This is a genomic window from Streptomyces sp. NPDC044984 (assembly GCF_040646935.1).
Lineage (GTDB): Bacteria > Actinomycetota > Actinomycetes > Streptomycetales > Streptomycetaceae > Streptomyces.
On sequence record NZ_JBEZBE010000053.1, the window covers coordinates 1 to 22,345 of the forward strand.

Annotated in this window: 18 protein-coding genes; 10 read left to right on the forward strand and 8 right to left on the reverse strand. The window is 72.4% G+C overall.

Features of this window, described 5'->3' with window-relative positions; all coding sequences use genetic code 11:
- Positions 1 to 140 precede the first annotated feature (140 nt).
- The 5 genes from AB0A94_RS35430 to AB0A94_RS35450 are packed head-to-tail and all read right to left on the reverse strand — an operon-like array spanning position 141 to position 5,766.
- Positions 141 to 1,451, reverse strand: coding sequence for a DUF58 domain-containing protein (locus AB0A94_RS35430; RefSeq protein ID WP_361750697.1), 1,311 nt, complete (start codon positions 1,449 to 1,451; stop codon positions 141 to 143).
- Positions 1,451 to 2,440: a MoxR family ATPase gene (locus AB0A94_RS35435; RefSeq protein WP_361750741.1), complete on the reverse strand. Its 990-nt coding sequence runs from the start codon at positions 2,438 to 2,440 to the stop codon at positions 1,451 to 1,453. The genes AB0A94_RS35430 and AB0A94_RS35435 overlap by 1 nt, the downstream gene beginning before the upstream one ends.
- Positions 2,440 to 3,636, reverse strand: a complete 1,197-nt coding sequence (locus AB0A94_RS35440; protein WP_361750699.1) for a DUF4350 domain-containing protein — start codon at positions 3,634 to 3,636, stop codon at positions 2,440 to 2,442. The genes AB0A94_RS35435 and AB0A94_RS35440 overlap by 1 nt, the downstream gene beginning before the upstream one ends.
- A complete protein-coding gene (locus tag AB0A94_RS35445; RefSeq protein ID WP_361750701.1) occupies positions 3,633 to 4,391 on the reverse strand; it encodes a DUF4129 domain-containing protein in 759 nt (252 codons plus the stop codon). The genes AB0A94_RS35440 and AB0A94_RS35445 overlap by 4 nt, the downstream gene beginning before the upstream one ends.
- Positions 4,392 to 4,395: 4 nt before the next feature.
- Positions 4,396 to 5,766, reverse strand: a complete 1,371-nt coding sequence (locus AB0A94_RS35450; RefSeq protein ID WP_361750703.1) for a hypothetical protein — start codon at positions 5,764 to 5,766, stop codon at positions 4,396 to 4,398.
- A 140-nt stretch (positions 5,767 to 5,906) separates the two neighbouring features.
- Here AB0A94_RS35450 and mtnA point away from each other — a divergent pair, with 140 nt between their 5' ends.
- From mtnA to AB0A94_RS35485, 7 genes are all read left to right on the forward strand, one after another.
- Positions 5,907 to 7,055 carry an S-methyl-5-thioribose-1-phosphate isomerase gene (mtnA, locus tag AB0A94_RS35455; protein ID WP_361750705.1) on the forward strand — a complete coding sequence of 383 codons (1,149 nt, stop codon included), beginning with the start codon at positions 5,907 to 5,909 and terminating at the stop codon, positions 7,053 to 7,055.
- A gap of 4 nt (positions 7,056 to 7,059) precedes the next feature.
- Positions 7,060 to 7,749: a two-component system response regulator MtrA gene (gene mtrA, locus AB0A94_RS35460; protein ID WP_004987303.1), complete on the forward strand. Its 690-nt coding sequence runs from the start codon at positions 7,060 to 7,062 to the stop codon at positions 7,747 to 7,749.
- A 1-nt stretch (position 7,750) separates the two neighbouring features.
- A complete protein-coding gene (gene mtrB / locus AB0A94_RS35465) occupies positions 7,751 to 10,024 on the forward strand; it encodes an MtrAB system histidine kinase MtrB (protein WP_361750707.1) in 2,274 nt (757 codons plus the stop codon).
- The gene (locus tag AB0A94_RS35470) at positions 9,972 to 11,822 is read left to right on the forward strand and encodes an LpqB family beta-propeller domain-containing protein (RefSeq protein WP_361750709.1); all 1,851 of its coding nucleotides are present in this window, start codon (positions 9,972 to 9,974) and stop codon (positions 11,820 to 11,822) included. The genes mtrB and AB0A94_RS35470 overlap by 53 nt, the downstream gene beginning before the upstream one ends.
- Before the next feature lie 76 nt (positions 11,823 to 11,898).
- Positions 11,899 to 12,792 (forward strand): ComF family protein, encoded by an 894-nt coding sequence (locus tag AB0A94_RS35475; RefSeq protein ID WP_361750711.1) that lies wholly within the window; start codon positions 11,899 to 11,901, stop codon positions 12,790 to 12,792.
- Positions 12,793 to 13,103: 311 nt separating this feature from the next.
- The gene (raiA, locus tag AB0A94_RS35480) at positions 13,104 to 13,796 is read left to right on the forward strand and encodes a ribosome-associated translation inhibitor RaiA (RefSeq protein WP_361750713.1); all 693 of its coding nucleotides are present in this window, start codon (positions 13,104 to 13,106) and stop codon (positions 13,794 to 13,796) included.
- A gap of 202 nt (positions 13,797 to 13,998) precedes the next feature.
- On the forward strand, positions 13,999 to 14,745 hold the full coding sequence (locus tag AB0A94_RS35485) for a response regulator transcription factor (protein ID WP_361750715.1): 747 nt from the start codon (positions 13,999 to 14,001) through the stop codon (positions 14,743 to 14,745).
- 12 nt (positions 14,746 to 14,757) lie between these two features.
- On the opposite strand, the gene AB0A94_RS35490 is transcribed toward AB0A94_RS35485, so the two are convergent.
- Both AB0A94_RS35490 and AB0A94_RS35495 read right to left on the reverse strand, forming a co-directional pair.
- Positions 14,758 to 15,945, reverse strand: a complete 1,188-nt coding sequence (locus AB0A94_RS35490) for a crosslink repair DNA glycosylase YcaQ family protein (protein ID WP_361750717.1) — start codon at positions 15,943 to 15,945, stop codon at positions 14,758 to 14,760.
- 48 nt (positions 15,946 to 15,993) lie between these two features.
- On the reverse strand, positions 15,994 to 16,563 hold the full coding sequence (locus AB0A94_RS35495) for a GNAT family N-acetyltransferase (RefSeq protein ID WP_361750719.1): 570 nt from the start codon (positions 16,561 to 16,563) through the stop codon (positions 15,994 to 15,996).
- Positions 16,564 to 16,842: 279 nt separating this feature from the next.
- Here AB0A94_RS35495 and secA point away from each other — a divergent pair, with 279 nt between their 5' ends.
- On the forward strand, positions 16,843 to 19,689 hold the full coding sequence (gene secA / locus AB0A94_RS35500) for a preprotein translocase subunit SecA (protein WP_361750721.1): 2,847 nt from the start codon (positions 16,843 to 16,845) through the stop codon (positions 19,687 to 19,689).
- A gap of 86 nt (positions 19,690 to 19,775) precedes the next feature.
- On the opposite strand, the gene AB0A94_RS35505 is transcribed toward secA, so the two are convergent.
- Entirely contained in the window at positions 19,776 to 20,717 is a 942-nt protein-coding gene (locus tag AB0A94_RS35505) for an Rv3235 family protein (RefSeq protein ID WP_361750723.1), read from the reverse strand.
- 309 nt (positions 20,718 to 21,026) lie between these two features.
- Between AB0A94_RS35505 and AB0A94_RS35510 the strand changes: the two genes are divergently transcribed.
- Together AB0A94_RS35510 and AB0A94_RS35515 are read left to right on the forward strand one after the other, a co-directional pair.
- A complete protein-coding gene (locus AB0A94_RS35510) occupies positions 21,027 to 21,533 on the forward strand; it encodes a hypothetical protein (protein WP_361750725.1) in 507 nt (168 codons plus the stop codon).
- Between the two features lie 46 nt (positions 21,534 to 21,579).
- Positions 21,580 to 22,248: an HAD hydrolase-like protein gene (locus tag AB0A94_RS35515; RefSeq protein ID WP_361750727.1), complete on the forward strand. Its 669-nt coding sequence runs from the start codon at positions 21,580 to 21,582 to the stop codon at positions 22,246 to 22,248.
- Positions 22,249 to 22,345 lie beyond the last annotated feature (97 nt).

Here is a 22,345-nt window from a genome sequence, read left to right on the forward strand (position 1 = left end):
GGTACTGCAGGGGGGACCCTGTGGGAGAGTAGGACGCCGCCGAACAATTCTTGAAGAAAACCCCGCACCGGTACGGTGCGGGGTTTTCTGCGTTTCAGGGGCAGCGGGCCCTCGAAAACCCGCCCGCCGCCCCCCGTGAATCACAGACGCCCAGCCGCCTTCAAGGCCAGATACGCGTCCGCGAGTGCCGGCGCCAGTTCCTCCGGGGTCGCGTCCACGACCGTGACGCCACGGCGGCGGAGTTGTTCCGCGGTGCGGTCGCGTTCCGTGTGGGCCTGGGCTGCTGCCGCTGCCTCGTACACCGCGTCGGTGTTTCCGCGTGCCCTGGCCATCCTGGCGATGTGCGGGTCCGCCACCGAGGCAAGGAGAAGCGTGTGGCGCTGGGTCAGCTGGGCCAGGACGGGCAGCAGGCCCTCCTCGATGGGAGCGGCGTCCAGGGTCGTGAGCAGCACGATCAGCGACCGGCGGGGCGCAGTACGGAGTGCCGTCGCCGTCAGACCCCGGGCGTCGGTTTCGACGAGCTCGGGTTCGAGGGTGGCCATGGCGTTGACGAGGGACGGGAGCACGTCGCCCGCCGTACGGCCCTGGACGAGGGCGCGCAGGCGGCGGTCGTAGGCCAGGAGGTCGACGCGGTCGCCGGCGCGGGAGGCGAGGGCCCCGAGGAGCAGGGCCGCGTCCATGGAGGCGTCCAGGCGGGGAGCGTCGCCGACACGGCCCGCGGAGGTGCGGCCGGTGTCGAGGACCAGCAGGATGTGACGGTCACGTTCGGGACGCCAGGTGCGTACCGCGACCGCGGACTGGCGGGCGGTGGCGCGCCAGTCGATGGAGCGGGTGTCGTCGCCGGGGACGTACTCGCGCAGGCTGTCGAACTCCGTTCCCTCGCCTCGGGTCAGGACGCTCGTGCGGCCGTCCAGTTCGCGCAGCCGGGCCAGTTTGGACGGCAGGTGTTTGCGGCTGGTGAAAGGCGGGAGGACGCGTACCGCCCACGGGACCTTGTGGGTGCCCTGGCGGGCGAAGAGGCCGAGGGGGCCGTAGGAGCGGATGGTGACGCGGTCGGCGTGGCGGTCGCCGCGGCGGGTGGGGCGCAGACGGGTCGTGATGCGCCGGCGTTCACCCGGGGGGATCGTCAGGCGGTGGCGGGAGGCCGTCACCTCCGTGCCGGGTTGCCAGCTGCTGGGGGGCCAGGCGTCGCGGATGCGGGCGCGCAGCGGGCGGCCGGACGAGTTGGTGATCGTCAGGGTGACGTCGGCGGTGTCGCCCAGGCGTACCGAGGTGTCGCCGGAGCGGGTCAGACCGAGGCGGCGTACGGGGGCGGCCAGGGCGAAGTCACAGGCACAGGCCACGGCCAGGGGGGCGTTGACGGCGAGGATGCCGGCCCAGCCGGGCTCCCAGATGCCGACGGGCAGGGAGCCGAGGGCCGCGAGCAGGGCGGCGCGTCCGGTGAGTGCCATCAGCGGGGTACGGGGACGTGGGCGAGGATCGCGTTGATGACCGAGTCGGTCGTGACGCCTTCCATCTCGGCCTCCGGGCGGAGCTGGACGCGGTGGCGGAGCGTGGGCAGGGCGAGGGCCTTCACGTCGTCGGGGATGACGTAGTCGCGGCCGGTCAGCCAGGCCCACGCGCGGGCGGTGGCCAGGAGCGCGGTGGCCCCTCGGGGGGAGACGCCGAGGGTGAGGGACGGCGACTCGCGGGTGGCGCGGCAGATGTCCACGACGTAGGCGGTGATCTCGGGGGAGATCGTCGTTTCGGCGACCGCGCGGCGGGCGGCTTCCAGGTCGGCGGCGTTCGCGACGGGGCGTACGCCGGCGGCGCGCAGGTCGCGCGGGTTGAAGCCCCCGGCGTGGCGGGTGAGGACGTCGATCTCGTCCTGGCGGGAGGGCAGGGGGATGGTCAGCTTGAGGAGGAAGCGGTCCAGCTGGGCTTCGGGGAGGGGGTAGGTGCCCTCGTACTCGACCGGGTTCTGGGTCGCGGCGACCAGGAAGGGGTCGGGGAGGGGGCGGGGAGTGCCGTCGACCGTGACCTGGCGCTCCTCCATGGCCTCCAGGAGGGAGGACTGGGTCTTCGGGGGTGTGCGGTTGATCTCGTCCGCGAGGAGGAGGTTGGTGAAGACCGGGCCGGGCTGGAAGGAGAACTCGGCGGTGCGGGCGTCGTAGACCAGGGAGCCGGTGATGTCGCTCGGCATCAGGTCGGGGGTGAACTGGACGCGCTTGGTGTCGAGTTCCAGAGTGGCCGCGAGGGCGCGGACGAGGAGGGTCTTGGCGACGCCCGGGACGCCTTCGAGGAGGACGTGGCCGCGGCAGAGCAGGGCGACGACGAGGCCGGTCACCGCGGGGTCCTGGCCGACCACGGCCTTGGCGATCTCGGCGCGCAGGGCTTCCAGGGAGGCCCGGGCGGCGGCCGGGTCCCCGGTGTGCGCGGCGTTGTCAGTGGTCGGGTCCATCATGGACGGCGTACCTCTCTTTCGAGGGCGTCGAGGTGGTCGGCGAGCTGGATGAGTGCGGCGTCGTCGCCCGGGGGCGGGCCGAAGAGGAGGGTGTGCAGGGACTGTCCGTCGCCCTGGAGGTGGGCGGACAGTGCGGGGAGCAGGGCCTCGGGCGTGTGTGCCTGGGAGACGGGGATGCCTACGAGGGGGGCGAGGCGCGTGCGGGTGGTGGAGCGAAGAGCGGTGGCCGCGCGGTCGCGGGCGTTCGCCTTGCGGTAGAGGCGGGCGCGGCCTTCGACGGTTTCGGAGGCGCGGATCGCCACGGGGAGTTTCTCGGGCACCAGAGGGCCGAGTCGGCGTGCCCGCCAGAGAGCGGCCAGGGCTGCCGCGATGAAGAGTTGCAGGGTGCCCCACAACCAGCCGGAGGGGAGCAGGTCGAAGAAGCCTCGTGCGTCCTCTTCGGAAGCGGCGGAGGCGTCGGTGAGCGAGGGGAGGTACCAGACCAGATGGGGGCGGGAGCCGAGGAGCTGGAGGGCGAGCGAGGCGTTGCCGTGCTCGTCGAGGCGGTCGTTGAGGAGGATGTCGGGGGCGCCGAGGAGGACTGTGTCGCCGTCGCCGGAGGGGGCCGGGATGCGCAGCAGGGTGGCGAGGCGCTCGCTGGGGTAGCACTCGTCGGCGGTGAGGTGGATGGTGGTGTAGCGGATGCCGCCCAGGTCGGCGGTGCCCGCGCGGCGGGCGGCGGGCAGGTCGCAGTCGGGGGAGAGGGTGGAGTCGAAGCTGGTGGCCGGGTCGGCGGTGACGCCGGGGGCGAGCCGTTCGACGGAGGCGCTGCCGGAGGAGACCAGGACGGTGCGGCCGCCGGATTCGACGGTGGCGGAGTGCAGCCGGGACTGCTGCGGTGCGGTCAGCAGGTCGGGGACGGCGACCAGGAGGGTCGTTTCGGGGCCGGCCGCGGCGGTGGCCTCGTCGAGGGTGGTGACCACGCGGGTGTCCACGCCGCGGTCGGCGAGGAGTTCGGCGACGGCGCGGCTGCCGTAGGGGTCGGCGGAGCGCGGGTCGAGTTCGCCGTGCCGGGCGTCGGAGCGGATCACGGCGATGGCGACGGCCGCCGCGAGCAGCAGTACCAGCGCCAGGGCGATGCCTCGTGCGCGGGTCCACACCTGGCGTGCGGTGGGCGAGGCCGAGGTGGGTGGGGGCGTGACCTCGGTCGTCATCCGGCGGCTCCCCGGTGGGCGTCGGCGTCCGTGCTGTGGGTGCTGCCGCCGCTGGTCGTGAGCTGTGGTCTGGCGCGTTCCAGGTCGCGGTCGAGTTCGGCGAGCTGCCGGTACGACTGTTCCGTGGCGGCCCGGCCGCCGTATGTGACGTCGTCGAAGGCGCGGGCGGCGGTGTGCAGCCGGGTGGTGTGGGCGGGCAGGGCGCGGCCGGCCTCCGCGGCGGCCTCGTCGGCGGTGCGGCCGGGGCGGGTGTCGAGCAGGGCGCGTTCCTCCAGGGCGCGGACGACGGCCCGCATGCGTTCCTGGACGGCCTGGTTCCAGTGGCCCTGGGCGGCGTGCGCCTCGGCGGCCGCGCGGTGTTCGGCGGCGCTGCGGGGGCGGTCGTCGAACAGGGCGGGAGCCGAGGTCGGCCCGCGGCGCGGGGTGCCCAGGCGCCACCACAGGGCGCCCAGGACGGCGATCACGGCCGCGATGACGACGATCAGGCCGAGTGTGCCGCCGGGTGTCGCGGTGGAGGCGGCGCCGAACAGCTTGTCGACCCATTCCCAGAAGGTGTCGAGGGCCTGCTGGAACCAGCTGGGGTCGTTCTCGTGGTACATGCCTTTGGACAGTTCACGCCGGGCCGCCTCCCGCGCGGGGTCGCGCGGGAGGGTGACGGGCGGTTCGTCGTCGCCGCGCAGCAGCAGGTGTACGGCCGTGTCGGCGGCCGCGGGCAGCGCCTGTACGGATGTGAGAACTCCCCCCGTGGCGGTCACGCCATCAGCTCCCCGGGGTGGTGCCGGGGCCGTGGCCCTGGACGCCTGCGGCGCGGGCCAGTTCGAGGTCGAGGGCCTCGCGGCGGATGCGCTGGTCGACGTAGAGGAGCACGGTGACGCCGGCCGTGATCGGGAACGTGATCATGGAGCCGATGACCGAGCCGATGCCGCTGACGATGAGGAACGTCCAGCCGATGTCGCCGCCGGCGCTGTCGAGGAAGCCGGTGACGCCGTCTCCGCTGAGGGCCGAGGCGAGGAAGGTGAACGGGATGACGATGATCGACGCGACGACGTTCGCGATGATCATCGCGAGCAGCTGGATGCCGAAGACCCGCCACCAGGAGCCGCCCACCAGTTTGGCGGAGCGGCTCATCGCCTTCACGATGCCCTGCTTCTCCAGCATCAGCGTGGGCGAGGCCAGCGACAGGCGGATCATGAGCCACAGGGTGACGACAGTGGCGCCGACCAGGCCCAGGACGGTGAGCGCGATGCCCACGTCGCTGCCCGCGGCGAGGGTGACGAGGAAACCGGGCAGCGCGCCGACGGCCATGATGCCGACGGTGATGAGCAGCAGCAGGCAGATCAGGCCGAACAGCTTGACGATCTGGGGGCGGGCGTCGCGCCAGGCCTCGCCGGTGGTGACCGGCTTGCCGAGTACCGCGCGGCTGGTGACGGTCGTGAGCAGGGCGGTGGCGGCGACGGTGCCGATCAGGGTGACCAGGAAGACCACGCCGGAGTTGAGCAGGGCGTCGCCCATGGCGTCGGTCAGTTCGCCGAGGGTGGCGCTGGGGTCGTTGAGGACCGCGGTGCTGGAGGTGTCCAGGGCGAGGCCCTGGAGCAGTACGACGACGATCTCGGTGAGGACGGCGACGGTCAGCGAGATGCCGAGGACCGTGCGCCAGTAGGTGCGCATGGTGGAGACGGCGCCGTCGAGGATCTCGCCCACGCCGAGCGGGCGGAGCGGGATGACGCCGGGCTTGGCCGCGGGCGGGGGGCCTCCCCAGCCGCCGCCCCAGTTGCCTCCCCAGGCGCCGTGTCCACCGGGTCCGCCGGGGCCTGTGCGGCCGCCGCCGTAACCGCCGGGGCCGGCGGGCGGCGGGGTGCCCCAGCCCGGGCCGGGCGGCGGGGGCGGAGGGGCCTGGCCGGGGTCCGTGGGGCCGGGCGGGCCGGTGGGCGCGGACCACTGGCCGGGTGGCGGCTGTTCCTTCGACCACTTCACGCCCGGGTCCTGGGGAGCCGGGCCGGGCTGCCGGGGCTGGTCGGCGGGGTGCTGGGGGCCTGGACGGTCGGCGGGCTCGGCAGGGCCGGACGCGCCCGGTTCCTGCCCTTCGGACGGGGCGGATCCGGGCGAGGCCCAGCCCGGAGTGTCGTTCATCGTCGCTCCTTCACGGTGCCCGTCCGCGGTCGCGGCGGCGGCTTGGCTGCCATCGTGCCATGGGGTGGTCATCAACCGACCTGCCGAGGTGAGGGCTGCGCACCTTCAATTGTCCGTGCGACAGGGGGCAGACTGACCGCATGGCTGATCAGTACGCGCACAGCGGCGACAACAAACGGCCGACCGAGATCCCGGCGCTGCGCTGGGAAGAGCCACCCGAAGGTCCCGTCCTGGTCCTGCTCGACCAGACGAGGCTGCCGGCCGAGGAGGTCGAACTCGTCTGTACGGATGCGCCGGCGCTGGTGGAGGCGATCCGCTCGCTCGCCGTCCGCGGTGCTCCTCTGCTGGGCATCGCGGGAGCCTACGGCGTCGCGCTCGCCGCCGTACGGGGCTTCGACGTGGACGACGCGGCAGCGGCGCTGGAGAGCGCCCGGCCCACCGCGGTGAACCTCGCCGTCGGCGTGCGCCGGGCGCACTCCGCCCACCAGGCGGTCCTCGCCCGTGGCGGGGACGCCCGGCAGGCGGCCGAGGCCGCGCTGGCCGCGGCGCGGCAGCTGCACCGGGAGGACGCCGAGGCCAGCGCCCGGATGGCCGGGCACGGGCTGGCGTTCCTCGACGAGCTGCTGCCCGGCGGCGGGCACCGGGTGCTCACGCACTGCAACACCGGTTCGCTGGTGTCGGGCGGCGAGGGGACGGCGTTCGCGGTGGCGCTGGCGGCGCACCGGGCGGGACGGCTTCGGCGCCTGTGGGTGGACGAAACGCGTCCGTTGCTGCAAGGTGCTCGCCTGACGGCATACGAGGCGGCCCGCAGCGGCATGGCGTACACCCTGCTCACCGACAACGCGGCGGGATCGCTGTTCGCGGCGGGCGAGGTGGACGCGGTGCTCATCGGTGCGGACCGCATCGCGGCCGACGGATCGGTGGCGAACAAGGTGGGGAGCTATCCGCTCGCGGTGCTCGCGCGGTACCACCATGTGCCGTTCATCGTGGTGGCACCGGTGACGACGGTGGACCTGGGGACGCCGGACGGGGCGTCCATCGAGGTCGAGCAGCGCCCCGGGCATGAGGTGACGGAGGTCACGGCACCGCAGGTGCCGGTGGCCGGAACGGAAGCGGGAGGGGGGATTCCGGTGGCACCCCTGGGGACCCAGGCGTACAACCCGGCGTTCGACGTGACACCGCCGGAGCTGGTGACGGCGATCGTCACCGAAGAGGGTGTCGTTTCGCCCGTGACAGCCGGGGCTCTGGCCGCGCTGTGTGCCAGGTCACGCCAGGTAACGATTAGCTAATGGGATGATGTCGTTTATGAAGGGACGAGTCCTTGTCGTCGACGACGACAGCGCACTGGCCGAGATGCTCGGCATCGTGCTGCGCGGTGAAGGTTTTGAGCCGTCTTTCGTAGCCGACGGCGACAAGGCGCTCGCCGCCTTTCGCGAGACCAAGCCCGATCTGGTGCTCCTGGACCTGATGCTGCCCGGCCGGGACGGCATCGAGGTGTGCCGCCTGATCAGGGCGGAGTCCGGGGTGCCGATCGTGATGCTCACGGCGAAGAGCGACACCGTCGATGTCGTGGTGGGCCTGGAGTCCGGGGCCGACGACTACATCGTGAAGCCGTTCAAGCCGAAGGAGCTGGTGGCCCGTATCCGGGCGCGGCTGCGCAGGTCGGAGGAGCCGGCGCCGGAGCAGCTCGCCATCGGCGACCTGGTGATCGACGTGGCCGGGCACTCCGTGAAGCGGGACGGGCAGTCGATCGCGCTGACGCCGCTGGAGTTCGACCTGCTGGTCGCGCTCGCCCGCAAGCCGTGGCAGGTGTTCACGCGTGAGGTGCTCCTCGAGCAGGTCTGGGGCTACCGCCACGCGGCGGACACCCGGCTGGTGAACGTGCATGTGCAGCGGCTGCGCTCCAAGGTCGAGAAGGACCCGGAGAAGCCGGAGATCGTGGTGACCGTCCGTGGTGTCGGATACAAGGCAGGACCGAGCTGACATGTCCGGTGACAGTGCCGCTTCGGCGCCCGGCCGGTCCGGGGGCCGTCCGGGGCGGCCTGTCGGCCGGAAGACCTCGGGCTCCCGCTGGGGGCGCCTGCTCGACAGCGGGCTGCTGCAGGGCGGGGTCCAGGGCAGCCCGGTGATCCGGTTGTTCGTGCGCTGGGTGCGTCGGCCACTGCTGCCCGTCATGCGGCTGTGGCGGCGCAACATCCAGCTCAAGGTCGTCGTCACCACGCTGCTGATGTCGCTGGGCGTGGTCCTGCTGCTGGGCTTCGTCGTCATCGGCCAGGTGCGCAACGGTCTGCTGGACGCCAAGGTGAAGGCGTCGCAGAGCCAGGCCACCGGCGGGTTCGCGGTGGCCAAACAGCAGGCCGAGGAGGCCGTGACCGTCACGGGCGGCGACGGCACTGCGGTGGACGGTCGTCCCTCGCAGAGCGTCATCCAGTGGATGAGCGACCTCGTGGAGTCGCTCTCCAGCGGTGGACAGGGCGCCTTCGACGTGGTGACCCTGCCCGCGGGCGACGAGAGCGGCAGTGGGCGCGGACCGCGCGCCTCCGGTGAGGTCAATCCGACGGCGAGTGTGCCGGCGGAGCTGCGGGAGAGGATCGATGCCAGCGCGTCGGCGGCCCAGAGCTACACGCGCATCGTCTACGACACCAAGAAGGAATCCCAGCCCGGCCTGGTCATCGGCAAGCAGGTCAACGACCCCAACAGCGACCCGTACCAGCTGTACTACCTCTTCCCGCTCACCCAGGAGGAGAAGTCGCTGAGCCTCGTCAAGGGCACCTTGGCGACCGCCGGGCTGTTCGTCGTCGTACTCCTCGGGGCGATCGCCTGGCTCGTGGTGCGCCAGGTCGTCACGCCGGTGCGGATGGCGGCCGGGATCGCCGAGCGGCTGTCCGCGGGGCGGCTGCAGGAACGTATGAAGGTCACCGGCGAGGACGACATCGCGCGGCTCGGCGAGGCGTTCAACAAGATGGCGCAGAACCTCCAGCTGAAGATCAACCAGCTCGAGGACCTGTCGCGGATGCAGCGCCGGTTCGTGTCGGACGTGTCGCACGAGCTGCGGACGCCGCTGACGACCGTGCGGATGGCCGCGGACGTCATCCACGAGGCGCGCGAGGACTTCGATCCGGTGACCGCGCGGTCGGCGGAGCTGCTCGCCGACCAGCTGGACCGGTTCGAGTCGCTGCTCGCGGACCTGCTGGAGATCAGCCGCTTCGACGCGGGCGCGGCGGCGCTGGAGGCGGAGCCGATAGACCTGCGCGAGGTCGTACGGCGGGTGGTCAGCGGGGCGGAGCCGCTCGCCGAACGCAAGGGCACGCGGATCAGGATCGCCGGCGACCAGCAGCCCGTCGTCGCCGAGGCCGACGCGCGGCGCGTGGAGCGCGTGCTGCGCAACCTGGTCGTCAACGCGGTGGAGCACGGCGAGGGCAGGGACGTCGTCGTCAAGCTCGCCGCGGCCGGCGGGGCGGTGGCGGTGGCGGTGCGCGACTACGGCGTCGGGCTCAAGCCCGGTGAGGCGACCCGGGTCTTCAGCCGCTTCTGGCGGGCCGACCCGGCACGCGCGCGCACCACCGGCGGTACGGGGCTGGGGCTGTCCATCGCCCTGGAGGACGCGCGGCTGCACGGCGGCTGGCTCCAGGCGTGGGGCGAGCCGGGCGGCGGTTCGCAGTTCCGGCTGACGCTGCCCAGGACCGCGGACGAGCCGCTGAGGGGGTCGCCGATACCGCTGGAGCCCAAGGACTCGCGGCGCGACCGCGGACCGGACGCCGCCGGTCCGCCGCCCGGCGGCGGGGACGGCGGGAAGCGCGCGACGGTGTCGGCGCGGCAGGCGGGCACCGACGGATCGGCGCGGGATCCGTTCGCGCTGAGGCCGGCGTCCGCCACCCCGACGGCCGACCCCACCGCACTGCCCGGCAACGGCGCACGCGTGGTGGCCCGGCCCACCCCGCCGGCGCGAACGGGCAGTGCGCGGACGGCATCCGGGGCGCAGAGCGGGCCCCGGGGCGGCGACGACGAGTTTCCGGAGGCCGGCGGCGGTTCCGCGGGGCGGCCGGACGACGGGCACGACGGGGACGCGGCGGCTTCCGCCGCGCGCGGCGACGATTCGGGGCCGGGCGCGGACGAGGGCCGTGACCGGGGTCCGCAGGCCGGCCGGGAGCCGGAGCGCGGGGCCGGGACGGCCGGTGGCGAGGGCGGTCGGAGTGAGGCGCGGGATGTGGACCGGGACACGGGCCGGGACGGGGAGGCTTCGCGTGGGCGGCGGTGAGCGCGGCCGGGGGGTGCCGGTGCGGACGGTGGCGTACGCCGCCAGTGGGGTCGTTCTGCTGGCCGGGTGCGCCTCGATGCCCGACAGCGGGGACCTGCGGGGCGTGGAGTCGACGCCGCGACAGGACACGCAGGTGCGGGTGTTCGCCATGCCGCCCAGTGAGGACGCCACCCCCACGCAGATCGTGCAGGGCTTCCTGGAGGCGCTGACCAGTGACGACCCCGACTACAGGACCGCGCGCCAGTACCTGACCCGTGAGGCGGCGAAGACCTGGAAGCCGGAGCTGTCCACCACCGTGCTGGCGAACGGGCCGGGTGCCCAGGCCGACAGCCCGGACCAGCAGGACACCGGCTCCCTGTCCTACACGCTGACCGGGACCAAGGTCGCCATGGTGGACGCGCAGCAGTCGTACGCGCCGGTCTCCGGGTCCTACGACGAGCTGGTGCACCTCACGAAGGACGCCAAGACCGAGCAGTGGCGCATCGACGCGGTGCCGCAGGGTGTCGTCATGGGCAAGTCGGACTTCCAGCGCAACTACATGTCCGTCAACAAGTACTACTTCGCCTCGGACGACGCGGGATCGCCGCCGATGACGGTCGCCGACCCCGTCTACGTGCGCAGTCACGTGGACCCCACGACCCAGATGGTGCGCTCCCTCATCGAAGGGCCCACGACCTGGCTGGACCCCGCCGTCAGGACCGGCTTCCCCGCGGGGACGGCGTTGCGGAAGGACGCCGGCCCGCTGACCCCGGACGACCGGGGCAGGCTGACCGTGCCGCTCAACGACAAGGCGGCCGAGGCCGGCACCGGCCGGTGCGAGGAGATGGCGGCCCAGCTGCTGTTCACGCTGCGCACGCTCAGTCCCGCGGTGGACGAGGTCGAGCTGCGGGCCGACGGCGGGCAGCTGTGCTCGCTCGCCCAGGAGGGCGCCGAGACCGTGGCCACCCGGGGCGCGCTGGGCCGGCTCGACCACCTGTACTTCGTCGACGACAAGCACCGGCTCGTGCGGCTCACCGCGGGCAGCAGCGACACCGAGCCCGCGCCGGTGCCCGGGGCGCTGGGCGAGGGCGAGAAGGCGCTGCGGTCGGTGGCGGTCGCCCGGGACGAGCGGACCGCGGCCGGGGTCGCCATCGACGGCAAGTCGCTGTTCGTCTCCTCGCTGGTGTCGGGGAGTTCCCTCGGGGAGCCCGTGCTGCGCAGCACGGGCAAGACCGAGGAGGACAGGCTGACCACGCCCAGCTGGGACGCGCAGGGCGGACTGTGGGTGGCCGACAGCGACCCCGTCGACCCGCGGCTGTACCTCCTGGAGGAGGGCGAGGACGAGCCGGTCCAGGTGCGGACGCCGGGACTGGACGGCCGGGTGCGGGCGGTCCGGGTGGCCGCGGACGGGGTGCGGATCGCGCTCGTCGTGGAGAAGGACGACCGGCGTTCCCTGATGGTCGGGCGGATCGACCGGAGCGGTGGGACGGACGAGCGGCCGACGGTCACCGTGCTGGACCCGCGCTCCGCGACGCCGGAGCTGGAGCACGTCACGGCCATGTCCTGGGCCGGGGACAGCCGGCTCGTGGTGGTCGGACGCGAGCAGGGAGGCGTGGAGCAGATGAAGTACGTCGAGGTCGACGGTTCCACGCCGGACGTGCCGCCGCCCGCCGCCCTGACCGGGGTCAAGGCCGTCACCGCCTCCGAGGACGAACAGGTGCCGCTGACGGCCTACTCGGTGGACGGGATCGTACGGCTGCCCTCGGGGGCGCAGTGGCAGAAGGTGACGGAGGGGACCGCGCCGGTCTATCCGGGGTGAGCCGGGCCGGCCGGTTCGGTCCCCCGGGTTATCCACAGGGGTGGCCGGGTGCGGAGGGCGTTGGCACAGTGGTCCCATGCGGGACTGGTGGCAGGACCTCGCCGACCTGGTGCTCCCGGCCGAGTGCGGCGGCTGCGGCAGACCTCGTACGGTGCTCTGCGCCCGGTGCCGTACGGAGCTGAGCGGGGCCGGGCCGTGCCGGGTGCGGCCGGTGCCCGAGCCGGTCGGGCTGCCGGCGGTGCACGCGGCGGCCCGGTACGCGGACGAGGTGCGCGCCACGCTGCTGGCGCACAAGGAGCGGGGTGCCCTGGCCCTCTCCGGGCCGCTCGGCGAGGCGCTGGCGGGAGCGGTGCGGGCGGGGCTGGGAGCGGTCCGGGCGCCGTGTACGGGCGGCCGCCCGGTACTGCTCGTCCCCGTGCCCTCCGCGCGGCGGGCGGTGCGGGCGCGCGGGCACGATCCCGCGCGGCGGATCGCGTACGCGGCGGCGGGTGAGCTGCGGCGGGCGGGGGTACCCGCACGGGTGCTCCCCGCCCTGCGGCAGCGGCGGGACGTGGCCGATCAGTCGGGGCTCGACTCCCGGCAGCGGCTGGCCAATCTCGCGGGCGCGCTGACGGTGGTCCCGGGCTGTGGCCGGCTGCTCTCGGCAGGCCGGGTCGTCCTGGTCGACGACCTGATGACGACCGGGGCGTCGCTGGCCGAGGCCGCACGTGCCGTACGGGCGCGGTCGTGGGCCGGGTCGCCGGACCGGGGCGTCGGATCGAGTATTTCAATGCCCGCGTCCGTGTACTGGGGGGAGACCTGGGAAAGGAGAGGAGAACAGCGGAACGGACCAGCTCAACAGCGGGCGGGTCGGCGGCCCGGACGGCCGCCGGTCACGGCGGGCGCGGGCAGCGCCGACGGGATCATCGACGGGATGTGCGCGGCCGTCGTCGCGGCGTCTCCGGACGCTTTCGAAATAAACCGGAACTGATTGAGAACGTGCGTCGTTGCAGTTAATGAGAGGGTCAATTCACCAGAATGGAGGTATGGCGCGGTAGAGGGTGACGACATCCGTCCGGGCGAGATATGTTCGGTTGTGAGGGAAAGCCGCAGGCCACACCTCTCGAATCCGATTGCCGTGCTGCGGGTTTTTCGTTATAACCCGTGCCGGTGGAGTGGAGATCTCGCCCATCGGGGAGGAGGTGGACGTCACCGAGTCCGAGGTTCCGGGCGTCACCGGAACCTGGTGCAAAAGGGAGACGCTCCGCACCGAGGCGGAGTGATCCGGGAACGGAGTTCTGCGTGGACATCGTCGTCAAGGGCCGCAAGACCGAGGTGCCCGAGCGGTTCCGGAAGCACGTGGCCGAGAAGCTGAACCTGGAGAAGATCCAGAAGCTCGATGGCAAGGTGATCAGCCTCGACGTCGAGGTGTCCAAGGAGCCCAACCCCCGACAGGCCGACCGCAGTGACCGGGTGGAGATCACGCTCCGCTCCCGCGGTCCGGTGATCCGGGCGGAGGCAGCGGCGAGCGATCCGTACGCGGCGCTCGACCTGGCAGCGGAGAAACTGGACGCCCGGCTGCGCAAGCAGCACGACAAGCGTTTCTCGCGGCGCGGTGCGCGCAGGATCTCGGCGGCCGAGGTCCCCGCCCACGTCCCGGGCGCGGCGACACTCAACGGGGTCGGCGCGGGCTCCGTCACGGAAGAGCGGGAAGCCGTCCCCACCAAGAAGATCGGCTCCCTGGAGATCCAGGGCGAGGGACCCCTGATCGTCCGTGAGAAGACCCACGTGGCAGCGCCCATGACCCTCGATCAGGCTCTCTACGAAATGGAGCTGGTCGGGCACGACTTCTATCTGTTCATCGACTCCGAGACCAAGGAACCCAGCGTCGTCTACCGGCGGCACGCCTACGACTACGGTGTGATCCACCTCAGCACGGACACGATGGTCACCCAGACGCAGTCCCCCGAGGCGGGCGGGACGCTCGGCGGCTGACCCGCCGCGTGACGGCCGAGCCGGTGCCCCTGGTGCGCGTGTGCGCCCCCAGGGGCACCGGTGTGCGACCGCTGGGCGCACACATCGGCACTCCGGTGTCGGCGGGGCATGGAATCATGGTTGCAGCGGCCCAACCGGTGGGTCGTTGCCTTGGGTTGGCGATGGTCAGGACCACAGGCCACAGCCTTCAGGGGGAGGAACGATGGCGGACAGCTTCGGACCGATGCGTGACGAGGACGCCGACGACGGCGTCGTCGGCATGGGCCCGGACGCGGGGACTCCACGCAAGGAGCCGATCAGAGTCCTTGTGGTGGACGACCACGCGCTGTTCCGCCGCGGACTGGAGATCGTGCTCGCGGCCGAGGAGGACATCCAGGTCGTCGGCGAGGCGGGAGACGGCGCCGAGGCGGTGGAGAAGGCGGCCGACCTGCTGCCCGACATCGTCCTGATGGACGTGCGGATGCCCAAGCGGGGCGGGATCGAGGCGTGCACCTCCATCAAGGAGGTCGCCCCCAGCGCGAAGATCATCATGCTGACGATCAGCGACGAGGAGGCCGATCTCTACGACGCCATCAAGGCGGGCGCGACCGGTTATCTCCTCAAGGAGATCTCCACGGACGAGGTGGCCACCGCCATTCGCGCGGTGGCCGACGGGCAGTCGCAGATCAGCCCGTCCATGGCGTCGAAACTGCTCACCGAGTTCAAGTCGATGATCCAGCGCACCGACGAGCGCCGACTGGTGCCCGCGCCCCGGCTGACGGACCGTGAACTCGAAGTCCTCAAGCTGGTGGCCACGGGAATGAACAACCGTGACATCGCCAAGGAACTGTTCATCTCCGAGAACACCGTGAAGAACCACGTGCGCAACATCCTGGAGAAGCTCCAGCTGCATTCCAGGATGGAAGCGGTGGTCTACGCGATGCGGGAGAAGATCCTCGAGATCCGCTGACGGCACCCCGCGTCAGGCCAGGGCCCGGGCGAGCTCCAGGGTGAGGGCCTCGCGCAGCTCCGGTGCGTCGACCCGCTCCACGCGCACGTCCGTGCAGTCCACCCAGCCCGCCGCCTCCACCAGGGCCTGGGCCACGGCGGGGACCGCCTTGCGGCCGTCCAGCGTGACCTGCTTGGCCACCAGCGTGCGGCCCTCACGGGCCGGGTCGACCCGGCCGACGAGCCGGCCGCCCGCGAGGACGGGCATCGCGAAATAGCCGTGCACCCGCTTGGGCTTGGGCACGTAGGCCTCCAGGCGGTGGGTGAAGCCGAAGATCCGCTCCGTGCGCGCCCGTTCCCAGACCAGGGAGTCGAACGGGGACAGCAGCGTCGTACGGTGCCGGCCGCGCGGCGGTGTCGCCAGGGCCGCCGGATCGGCCCAGGCCGGCTTGGACCAGCCCTCCACCGTGACCGGGACCAGGCCCGAATCGGCGATCACCCCGTCGACCTGCTCGCCCTTGAGGCGGTGGTAGTCGGCGATGTCCGCGCGCGTACCGACGCCCAGGGACCGGCCGGCCAGGCGGACCAGACGGCGCAGGCACTCGGCGTCGTCCAGCTCGTCGTGCAGCAACGGAGCGGGGATCGCCCGCTCGGCGAGGTCGTAGACCCGCTTCCAGCCGCGGCGCTCGACGCACACCACCTCGCCGTACATCAGGGCGCGCTCGACGGCGACCTTGGTGCCGGACCAGTCCCACCATTCGCTGGTGCGCTTGGCACCGCCCAGCTCCGTGGCCGTCAGGGGGCCCTCCGCGCGGAGCTGCTTGATCACCTGGTCGTAGGTGCCGTCGGGGAGGTCGTGGTTCCAGAGCGGGCGGGCGCGGTAGGCGCGGCGGCGGAAGGCGAAGTGCGGCCACTCCTCGATGGGGAGGACGCACGCGGCGTGCGACCAGTACTCGAACGCGTGCGGCGGCCGGTCCGCCTGCTTCCAGTACGCCTCCTCCACGGTCCGGCGCCCCACGGCGCCCAGACGGGCGTACGGGATGAGCTCGTGGGAGCGGGCGAGGACGGAGATGGTGTCGAGCTGCACCGCACCCAGGTGGCGGAGGACGCCCCGGACACCCGAGCGGCGGTCCGGGGCGCCGAGGAACCCCTGGGCCCGCAGGACGATGCGGCGGGCCTCGTCTGCCGTCAGTTCCGTGGTGGGACGCGGAAGGGTCGTCATGCGTCCGAACGATAGGGGGTGGCACTGACAACGGCGGTGGGCCCGGGTTCACCCCCGCCCGGGAACGTAGGGCGCCGTGGAGGGAAGTCCCAGGTCGGACGGGAGCAGGGAACCCACCCAGCAGTCCCGCAGCACCCCCTTGTTGCTGAGCGAGGAACGCAGGACGCCCTCGATGGTGAAGCCCGCGCGCTCCGCCACCGCGCGGGAGGCGACGTTGCCCACCTCCGCGCGCCACTCCACGCGGTCGACCGACATCCGGGTGAAGGCCCAGCGGGAGGCGGCGAGGGCGGCCTCGGTGATGTAGCCGTTGCCGCGGTGCTCCTTCGCGCCCCAGAAGCCGATCTCGCCCGTCCCCAGGGAGCGCATGGTGATGCCGAGCATGCCCGTGAGCTCCCCGGTGGGCAGGAAGACGCCGAAGGTGAACATCGAGCCGTCGGCCCAGCCGTCGGGCACGATCTGCTCCGTGAAACCCCGCGCGTGCTCGGGCAGGTACGGGGAGGGGATCGTGGTCCAGCGCTGGATGTCCGGGTCCTGGCAGATCGCGTACACGGTGTCGGTGTCCTGCGGGCCGACCGTGCGCAGCAGGAGGCGGTCGGTGGTGAGCGTGACGGGTTCCATCGGCCGATTCTGCTCGCGCGGGGTGAGCGGCGCCATCCCTTTCGCGGTGCGTGAGGTGGTGATCACCCTTCGCGTAATTCGCGGCGTGGGGCGGCACCATCCGAGCGGCCCGGACGTTGTCCTTTTTGAAGCAGCCGTGAAACGGATAGGAAGCAGCCGACGGTCACCCCCGCGGCAGGCCTCCCGGCGTGGCGGGGTCCTCGCATACGATGGCCGTTGCTCAGTCAGTGAAATGGAAACCGACCGTCCCAGGCCCGACCGGCAAGGAGACCAACCCCCGTGTCCGTCCTCTCGAGAATCATGCGTGCAGGCGAAGGCAAGATCCTGCGCAAGCTGCACCGCATCGCGGACCAGGTCAACTCCATCGAAGAGGACTTCGAAGGCCTCTCCGACGCCGAGCTGCGGGCCCTCACCGATGAGTACAAGCAGCGGTACGCCGACGGTGAGAGCCTGGACGACCTGCTCCCCGAGGCGTACGCCACCGTCCGCGAGGCCGCCCGGCGCGTCCTGGGCCAGCGGCACTACGACGTCCAGATCATGGGCGGCGCCGCCCTGCACATGGGCTACGTGGCCGAGATGAAGACCGGTGAGGGCAAGACCCTCGTCGGCACCCTGCCCGCGTATCTGAACGCCCTGTCCGGTGAGGGCGTCCACATCATCACGGTCAACGACTACCTGGCCGAGCGCGACTCCGAGATGATGGGCCGCGTCCACCGCTTCCTCGGCCTGAGCGTCGGCTGCATCCTCGCCAACATGACGCCGGCCCAGCGCCGCGAGCAGTACGCCTGCGACATCACCTACGGCACGAACAACGAGTTCGGCTTCGACTACCTGCGCGACAACATGGCGTGGTCCAAGGAGGAGCTCGTCCAGCGCGGGCACAACTTCGCCATCGTCGACGAGGTCGACTCCATCCTCATCGACGAGGCCCGGACGCCGCTGATCATCTCCGGCCCGGCCGACCAGGCCACCAAGTGGTACGGCGACTTCGCCAAGTTGGTCAAGCGCCTCAAGCGCGGTGAGCCCGGCAACCCGCTCAAGGGCATCGAGGAGACCGGCGACTACGAGGTCGACGAGAAGAAGCGCACGGTCGCCATCCACGAGTCCGGTGTCGCCAAGGTCGAGGACTGGCTGGGCATCGACAACCTGTACGAGTCGGTGAACACCCCGCTGGTGGGCTACCTGAACAACGCCATCAAGGCCAAGGAGCTCTTCAAGAAGGACAAGGACTACGTCATCATCGATGACGAAGTCATGATCGTGGACGAGCACACCGGCCGTATCCTCGCCGGCCGCCGCTACAACGAGGGCATGCACCAGGCCATCGAGGCGAAGGAAGCGGTGCCGATCAAGGACGAGAACCAGACGCTCGCCACGATCACGCTGCAGAACTTCTTCCGCCTCTACAAGCGCCACGACCACGACGGCAAGGAGCAGCCGGGCCTGTCCGGCATGACCGGTACGGCGATGACCGAGGCCGCCGAGTTCCACCAGATCTACAAGCTCGGCGTGGTGCCCATCCCGACCAACCGGCCGATGGTCCGCAAGGACCAGTCGGACCTGATCTACCGCACCGAGGTCGCCAAGTTCGAGGCGGTCGTCGACGACATCGAGGAGAAGCACCGCAAGGGTCAGCCGATCCTCGTCGGCACGACCTCGGTGGAGAAGTCCGAGTACCTCTCGCAGCAGCTCAGCAAGCGCGGCATCCAGCACGAGGTGCTGAACGCCAAGCACCATGAGCGCGAGGCGCAGATCGTCGCCCAGGCCGGCCGCAAGGGCAGCGTCACCGTGGCCACCAACATGGCCGGCCGTGGTACGGACATCAAGCTCGGCGGCAACCCCGAGGACCTCGCCGAGGCGGAGCTGCGTCAGCGCGGTCTCGACCCCGAGGAGCACATCGAGGAGTGGGCGCACGCCCTGCCCGAGGCCCTTGAGCGGGCCGAGGCGGCGGTCAAGGCCGAGAAGGAAGAGGTCGAGAAGAGCGGCGGCCTGTACGTCCTCGGCACCGAGCGGCACGAGTCGCGGCGCATCGACAACCAGCTGCGCGGCCGTTCCGGCCGTCAGGGCGACCCGGGTGAGTCCCGCTTCTACCTCTCGCTCGGTGACGACCTGATGCGGCTGTTCAAGGCGCAGATGGTGGAGCGCGTGATGTCCATGGCGAACGTGCCGGACGACGTGCCGATCGAGAACAAGATGGTCACGCGCGCGATCGCGTCCGCGCAGTCGCAGGTGGAGACGCAGAACTTCGAGACGCGTAAGAACGTCCTGAAGTACGACGAGGTCCTCAACCGGCAGCGTGAGGTCATCTACGGCGAGCGGCGCCGTGTCCTGGAGGGCGAGGACCTGCAGGAGCAGATCCAGCACTTCATGGACGACACGATCGAGGCCTACGTCCAGGCGGAGACCGCCGAGGGCTTCCCCGAGGACTGGGACCTGGACCGGCTGTGGGGCGCGTTCAAGCAGCTGTACCCGGTGAGCGTCACCATCGAGGAGCTGGAGGAGGCGGCCGGCGACCGGGCCGGGCTGACGGCCGAGTTCATCTCCGAGTCCATCTCGGAGGACATCCGCGCGCAGTACGAGGCCCGTGAGGCGCAGCTCGGTTCCGAGATCATGCGTGAGCTGGAGCGCCGGGTCGTGCTGTCGGTCCTGGACCGCAAGTGGCGTGAGCACCTCTACGAGATGGACTACCTCCAGGAGGGCATCGGCCTGCGCGCGATGGCGCAGAAGGACCCGCTGGTCGAGTACCAGCGCGAGGGCTTCGACATGTTCCAGGCCATGATGGACGGCATCAAGGAGGAGTCCGTCGGCTACCTGTTCAACCTGGAGGTCCAGGTCGAGCAGCAGGTCGAGGAGGTCCCGGTCGAGGAGGCCAAGCCGGTCGCCGACCTGGAGAAGAAGGACGCGGTGCCCGCGCAGGCGGGGCCCCGTCCGGAGATCCGCGCGAAGGGGCTCGACGCCCCGCAGCGGCGGAACCTGCACTTCTCCGCGCCGACGGTGGACGGCGAGGGCGGCACCATCGAGGGTGACTTCGCCACCGACGACGAGCCGGTGCGCTCCGAGGCGGACGGCCTCACGCGCGCGGAGCGCCGCAAGCAGGCGAAGAGCGGGCGTCGCCGCAAGAAGTGAGCGTCGCTCCACGAGGAGCGGCTGTGAGCAGGCCGAGGGCCGGGCACCCCAGGGTGCCCGGCCCTCGGGCGTCCTCGCGCGGGTCCTCAGCGGGTGTGCGGGCGGGGGCCGCCCAGCTCCACCGCGGTGCAGCGCCAGCGCAGGTCCCGGCCCTGTTCCAGCCGGAAGGCCATGGCGCGCAGCCTGTCCCCGGCCCCGATCCGGGCGAACGCCTCGATGGCGCCCTCACGGGGCTCGCACCAGCCGATGTCCCGTACGACGGGGCGGACACCCCGGGTGCGCAGGGGGCCGCGCTCGGCGAGCAGCACGAGTTCGTCGTAGGCCCGGCCGGCGGTGTGCCGCAGCATGGCGTGCACGGGGCGCTGGCCGCTGAGGACGGCGAGGAGCAGCTCGGCGAAGCGGTCGGTGGGGCGGGGCTGGGGGACCGCGGAGCGGCGGGGGGTTTCTTGTGCCGTACCGGGGGCGCCCGGGGGCGAGATCCCGGCCGGGGGCCGCGCGGCAGCGGTGGGAACGGCCCGCGAGGCCCGGACGGAGGCCGCCTCGCCGGCGGACAGGGGCCTTCGGTGCCCGGTCGCGGGGGTCGGGGCGCCCGCGGGGTGTCGGCGCCGGTCCGTGAGGGTCGGCGGGCGGTTGTCGGTGGGGCGGGTGGGAGCGGAGGCGGGGGACCGGCGGTCCTTCCCGCCGGGGGACGTGGCGGCGGGGCCCCGCGCGGGGACACGGGGCGGGGTGGTGCCGGTGGGGGACGGCCGGCTTCCGCCGGGGGACGAGACGCGTGCGGCCCTTCCCGCGGGCGGACGAGGCGCGATGGCGGCGGGGGAGGGGTGGCCTCCGTCGGAGGCCGAGGCGGGTGGGACGGTGCCGCCGGGGAGCGCGGCAGCGGACGGTCGGCCTCCGTCGGGGAAAGGAGTGGGGATGGGCCTTTCCGCGGCTGGGCGGGAGGAAGCGGTGCCGCCGGGGCGGCGGGAGTCGCGGCGGATGGGGGGACGGGTGCCGGGGCGGTGCTGTGCCCTGGTCATGACCTTGTACATGGGACCCCGTTCGACGGGCCCGGACCGGCCGGGGAGCCGGGTGATACCGGGCGGTAACTTCGTGGTTGGGGATCTTGTACGGGGTGGTGCGGCGCGGTGGCAAGGAGGCGGAGGGCGGGCCGGGGCGGCGGGGGAATTCACCTATCAGGGTGACTGCGGGGCCCTCGACGCCGTACCCGGGCGGGCGTGCCGGGTGAATTCCCGGACGGAGGTGGACGCGGCCGAGGGTGCGGGCGGGGACCCGATGGGGGACGCCCGCACGTATCCTGAAGGCCCCTTCGCAACCTCGCTCACACGAAAGCGGCCGACATGCGCGTCTACGTCCCCCTGACCCTCCCCGGGCTCGCCGAGGCGTACCGGACGGGCGCGCTGGGCGACGGACCGTTCACCGCGTACGCCGTGACGCCCGCGCTGCGCGAGTGGTACCTCTCCGACGACCTCGAGGAGCTGGAGTACGCCGCGCTCGGCCGCGCCGCGCTGGCCTCCCTGCGGCTGTTGGCGGCGGACGCCGGTGCGCCGCGGCGCCGGGTCGTGGTCGCCGTGGACGTGTCCGACGGCGCCGTCTCGACCGACCCCGACCGGGGCCTCGACCCGGCCGCCCTCGGCGAGGTGCGGGTCGCCGGCGGCGTACGGCTGGCCGAGGCGGCCGCGGTGCACATGGACGCGGCGGACGCGGAGGCGGACGTGGCGGCCGCCGCGGACGCGCTGCCCGCGGCGGACGGCGGGGACGACGACGCGCGGTTCACGGTGGACGGGGCGGAGGACCACGAGCTGCTCTGGTACGCCACCCAGGAGATCCCCAACCTGGTGGGTTGACCCGCGGTTTCCCTGAATGTCAGTCCGGGCGGGTACGTTCTCGGGCATGGGGACGCACAAGGACGCGCACATCGTCTGGGACTGGAACGGCACGCTGTTCCACGATGTCGACGCGGTCATCGGGGCGACGAACGCGGCCTTCGCCGAGCTGGGCCTGGAGCCGCTCACGCTGGAGCGGTACCGGGAGCTGTACTGCGTACCGGTGCCCAAGTTCTACGAGCGGCTGATGGGGCGGCTGCCCAGCGCGGCCGAGTGGGAGCTGATGGACGCCACCTTCCACCGCCACTACACGGAGCACCACGTGCGGTGCGGGCTCGCCGAGGGCGTGGTGGAGCTGCTGGCGGGCTGGGCGTCGGCGGGCCGCAGCCAGTCCATCCTCAGCCTGTACGGGCACGAGGACCTGGTCCCGCTGGTGCGGGGCTTCGGGATCGAGACGCACTTCATACGGGTCGACGGACGGACCGGACCCTCCGGGGGCGGCAAGGCGGAGCACATGGTGCGCCACCTCCGCGCGCTGACCGGGGTGGACCCGGCGCGCACGGTGGTGATCGGTGACGCGGCCGACGACGCGCTGGCCGCCCGGCACGTGGGAGCACGCGCCGTCCTGTACACCGGCGGCTCCCACGGCCGCGCCAGCCTGGAGGCGGTGGGCGTCCCGGTGGTGGACACCCTGCGGGAGGCCGTGGCGGAGGCGGAGCGCCTGGCGGCTTCCTGAGGCCCGCGGCGCGTGGGCGGGTGCGGGTTCGGCGTGGTCGGTCGCGCAGTTCCCCGCGCCCCCGGGTGCGTGGTCCTGTCCGGCGCTGAAGGAGCTC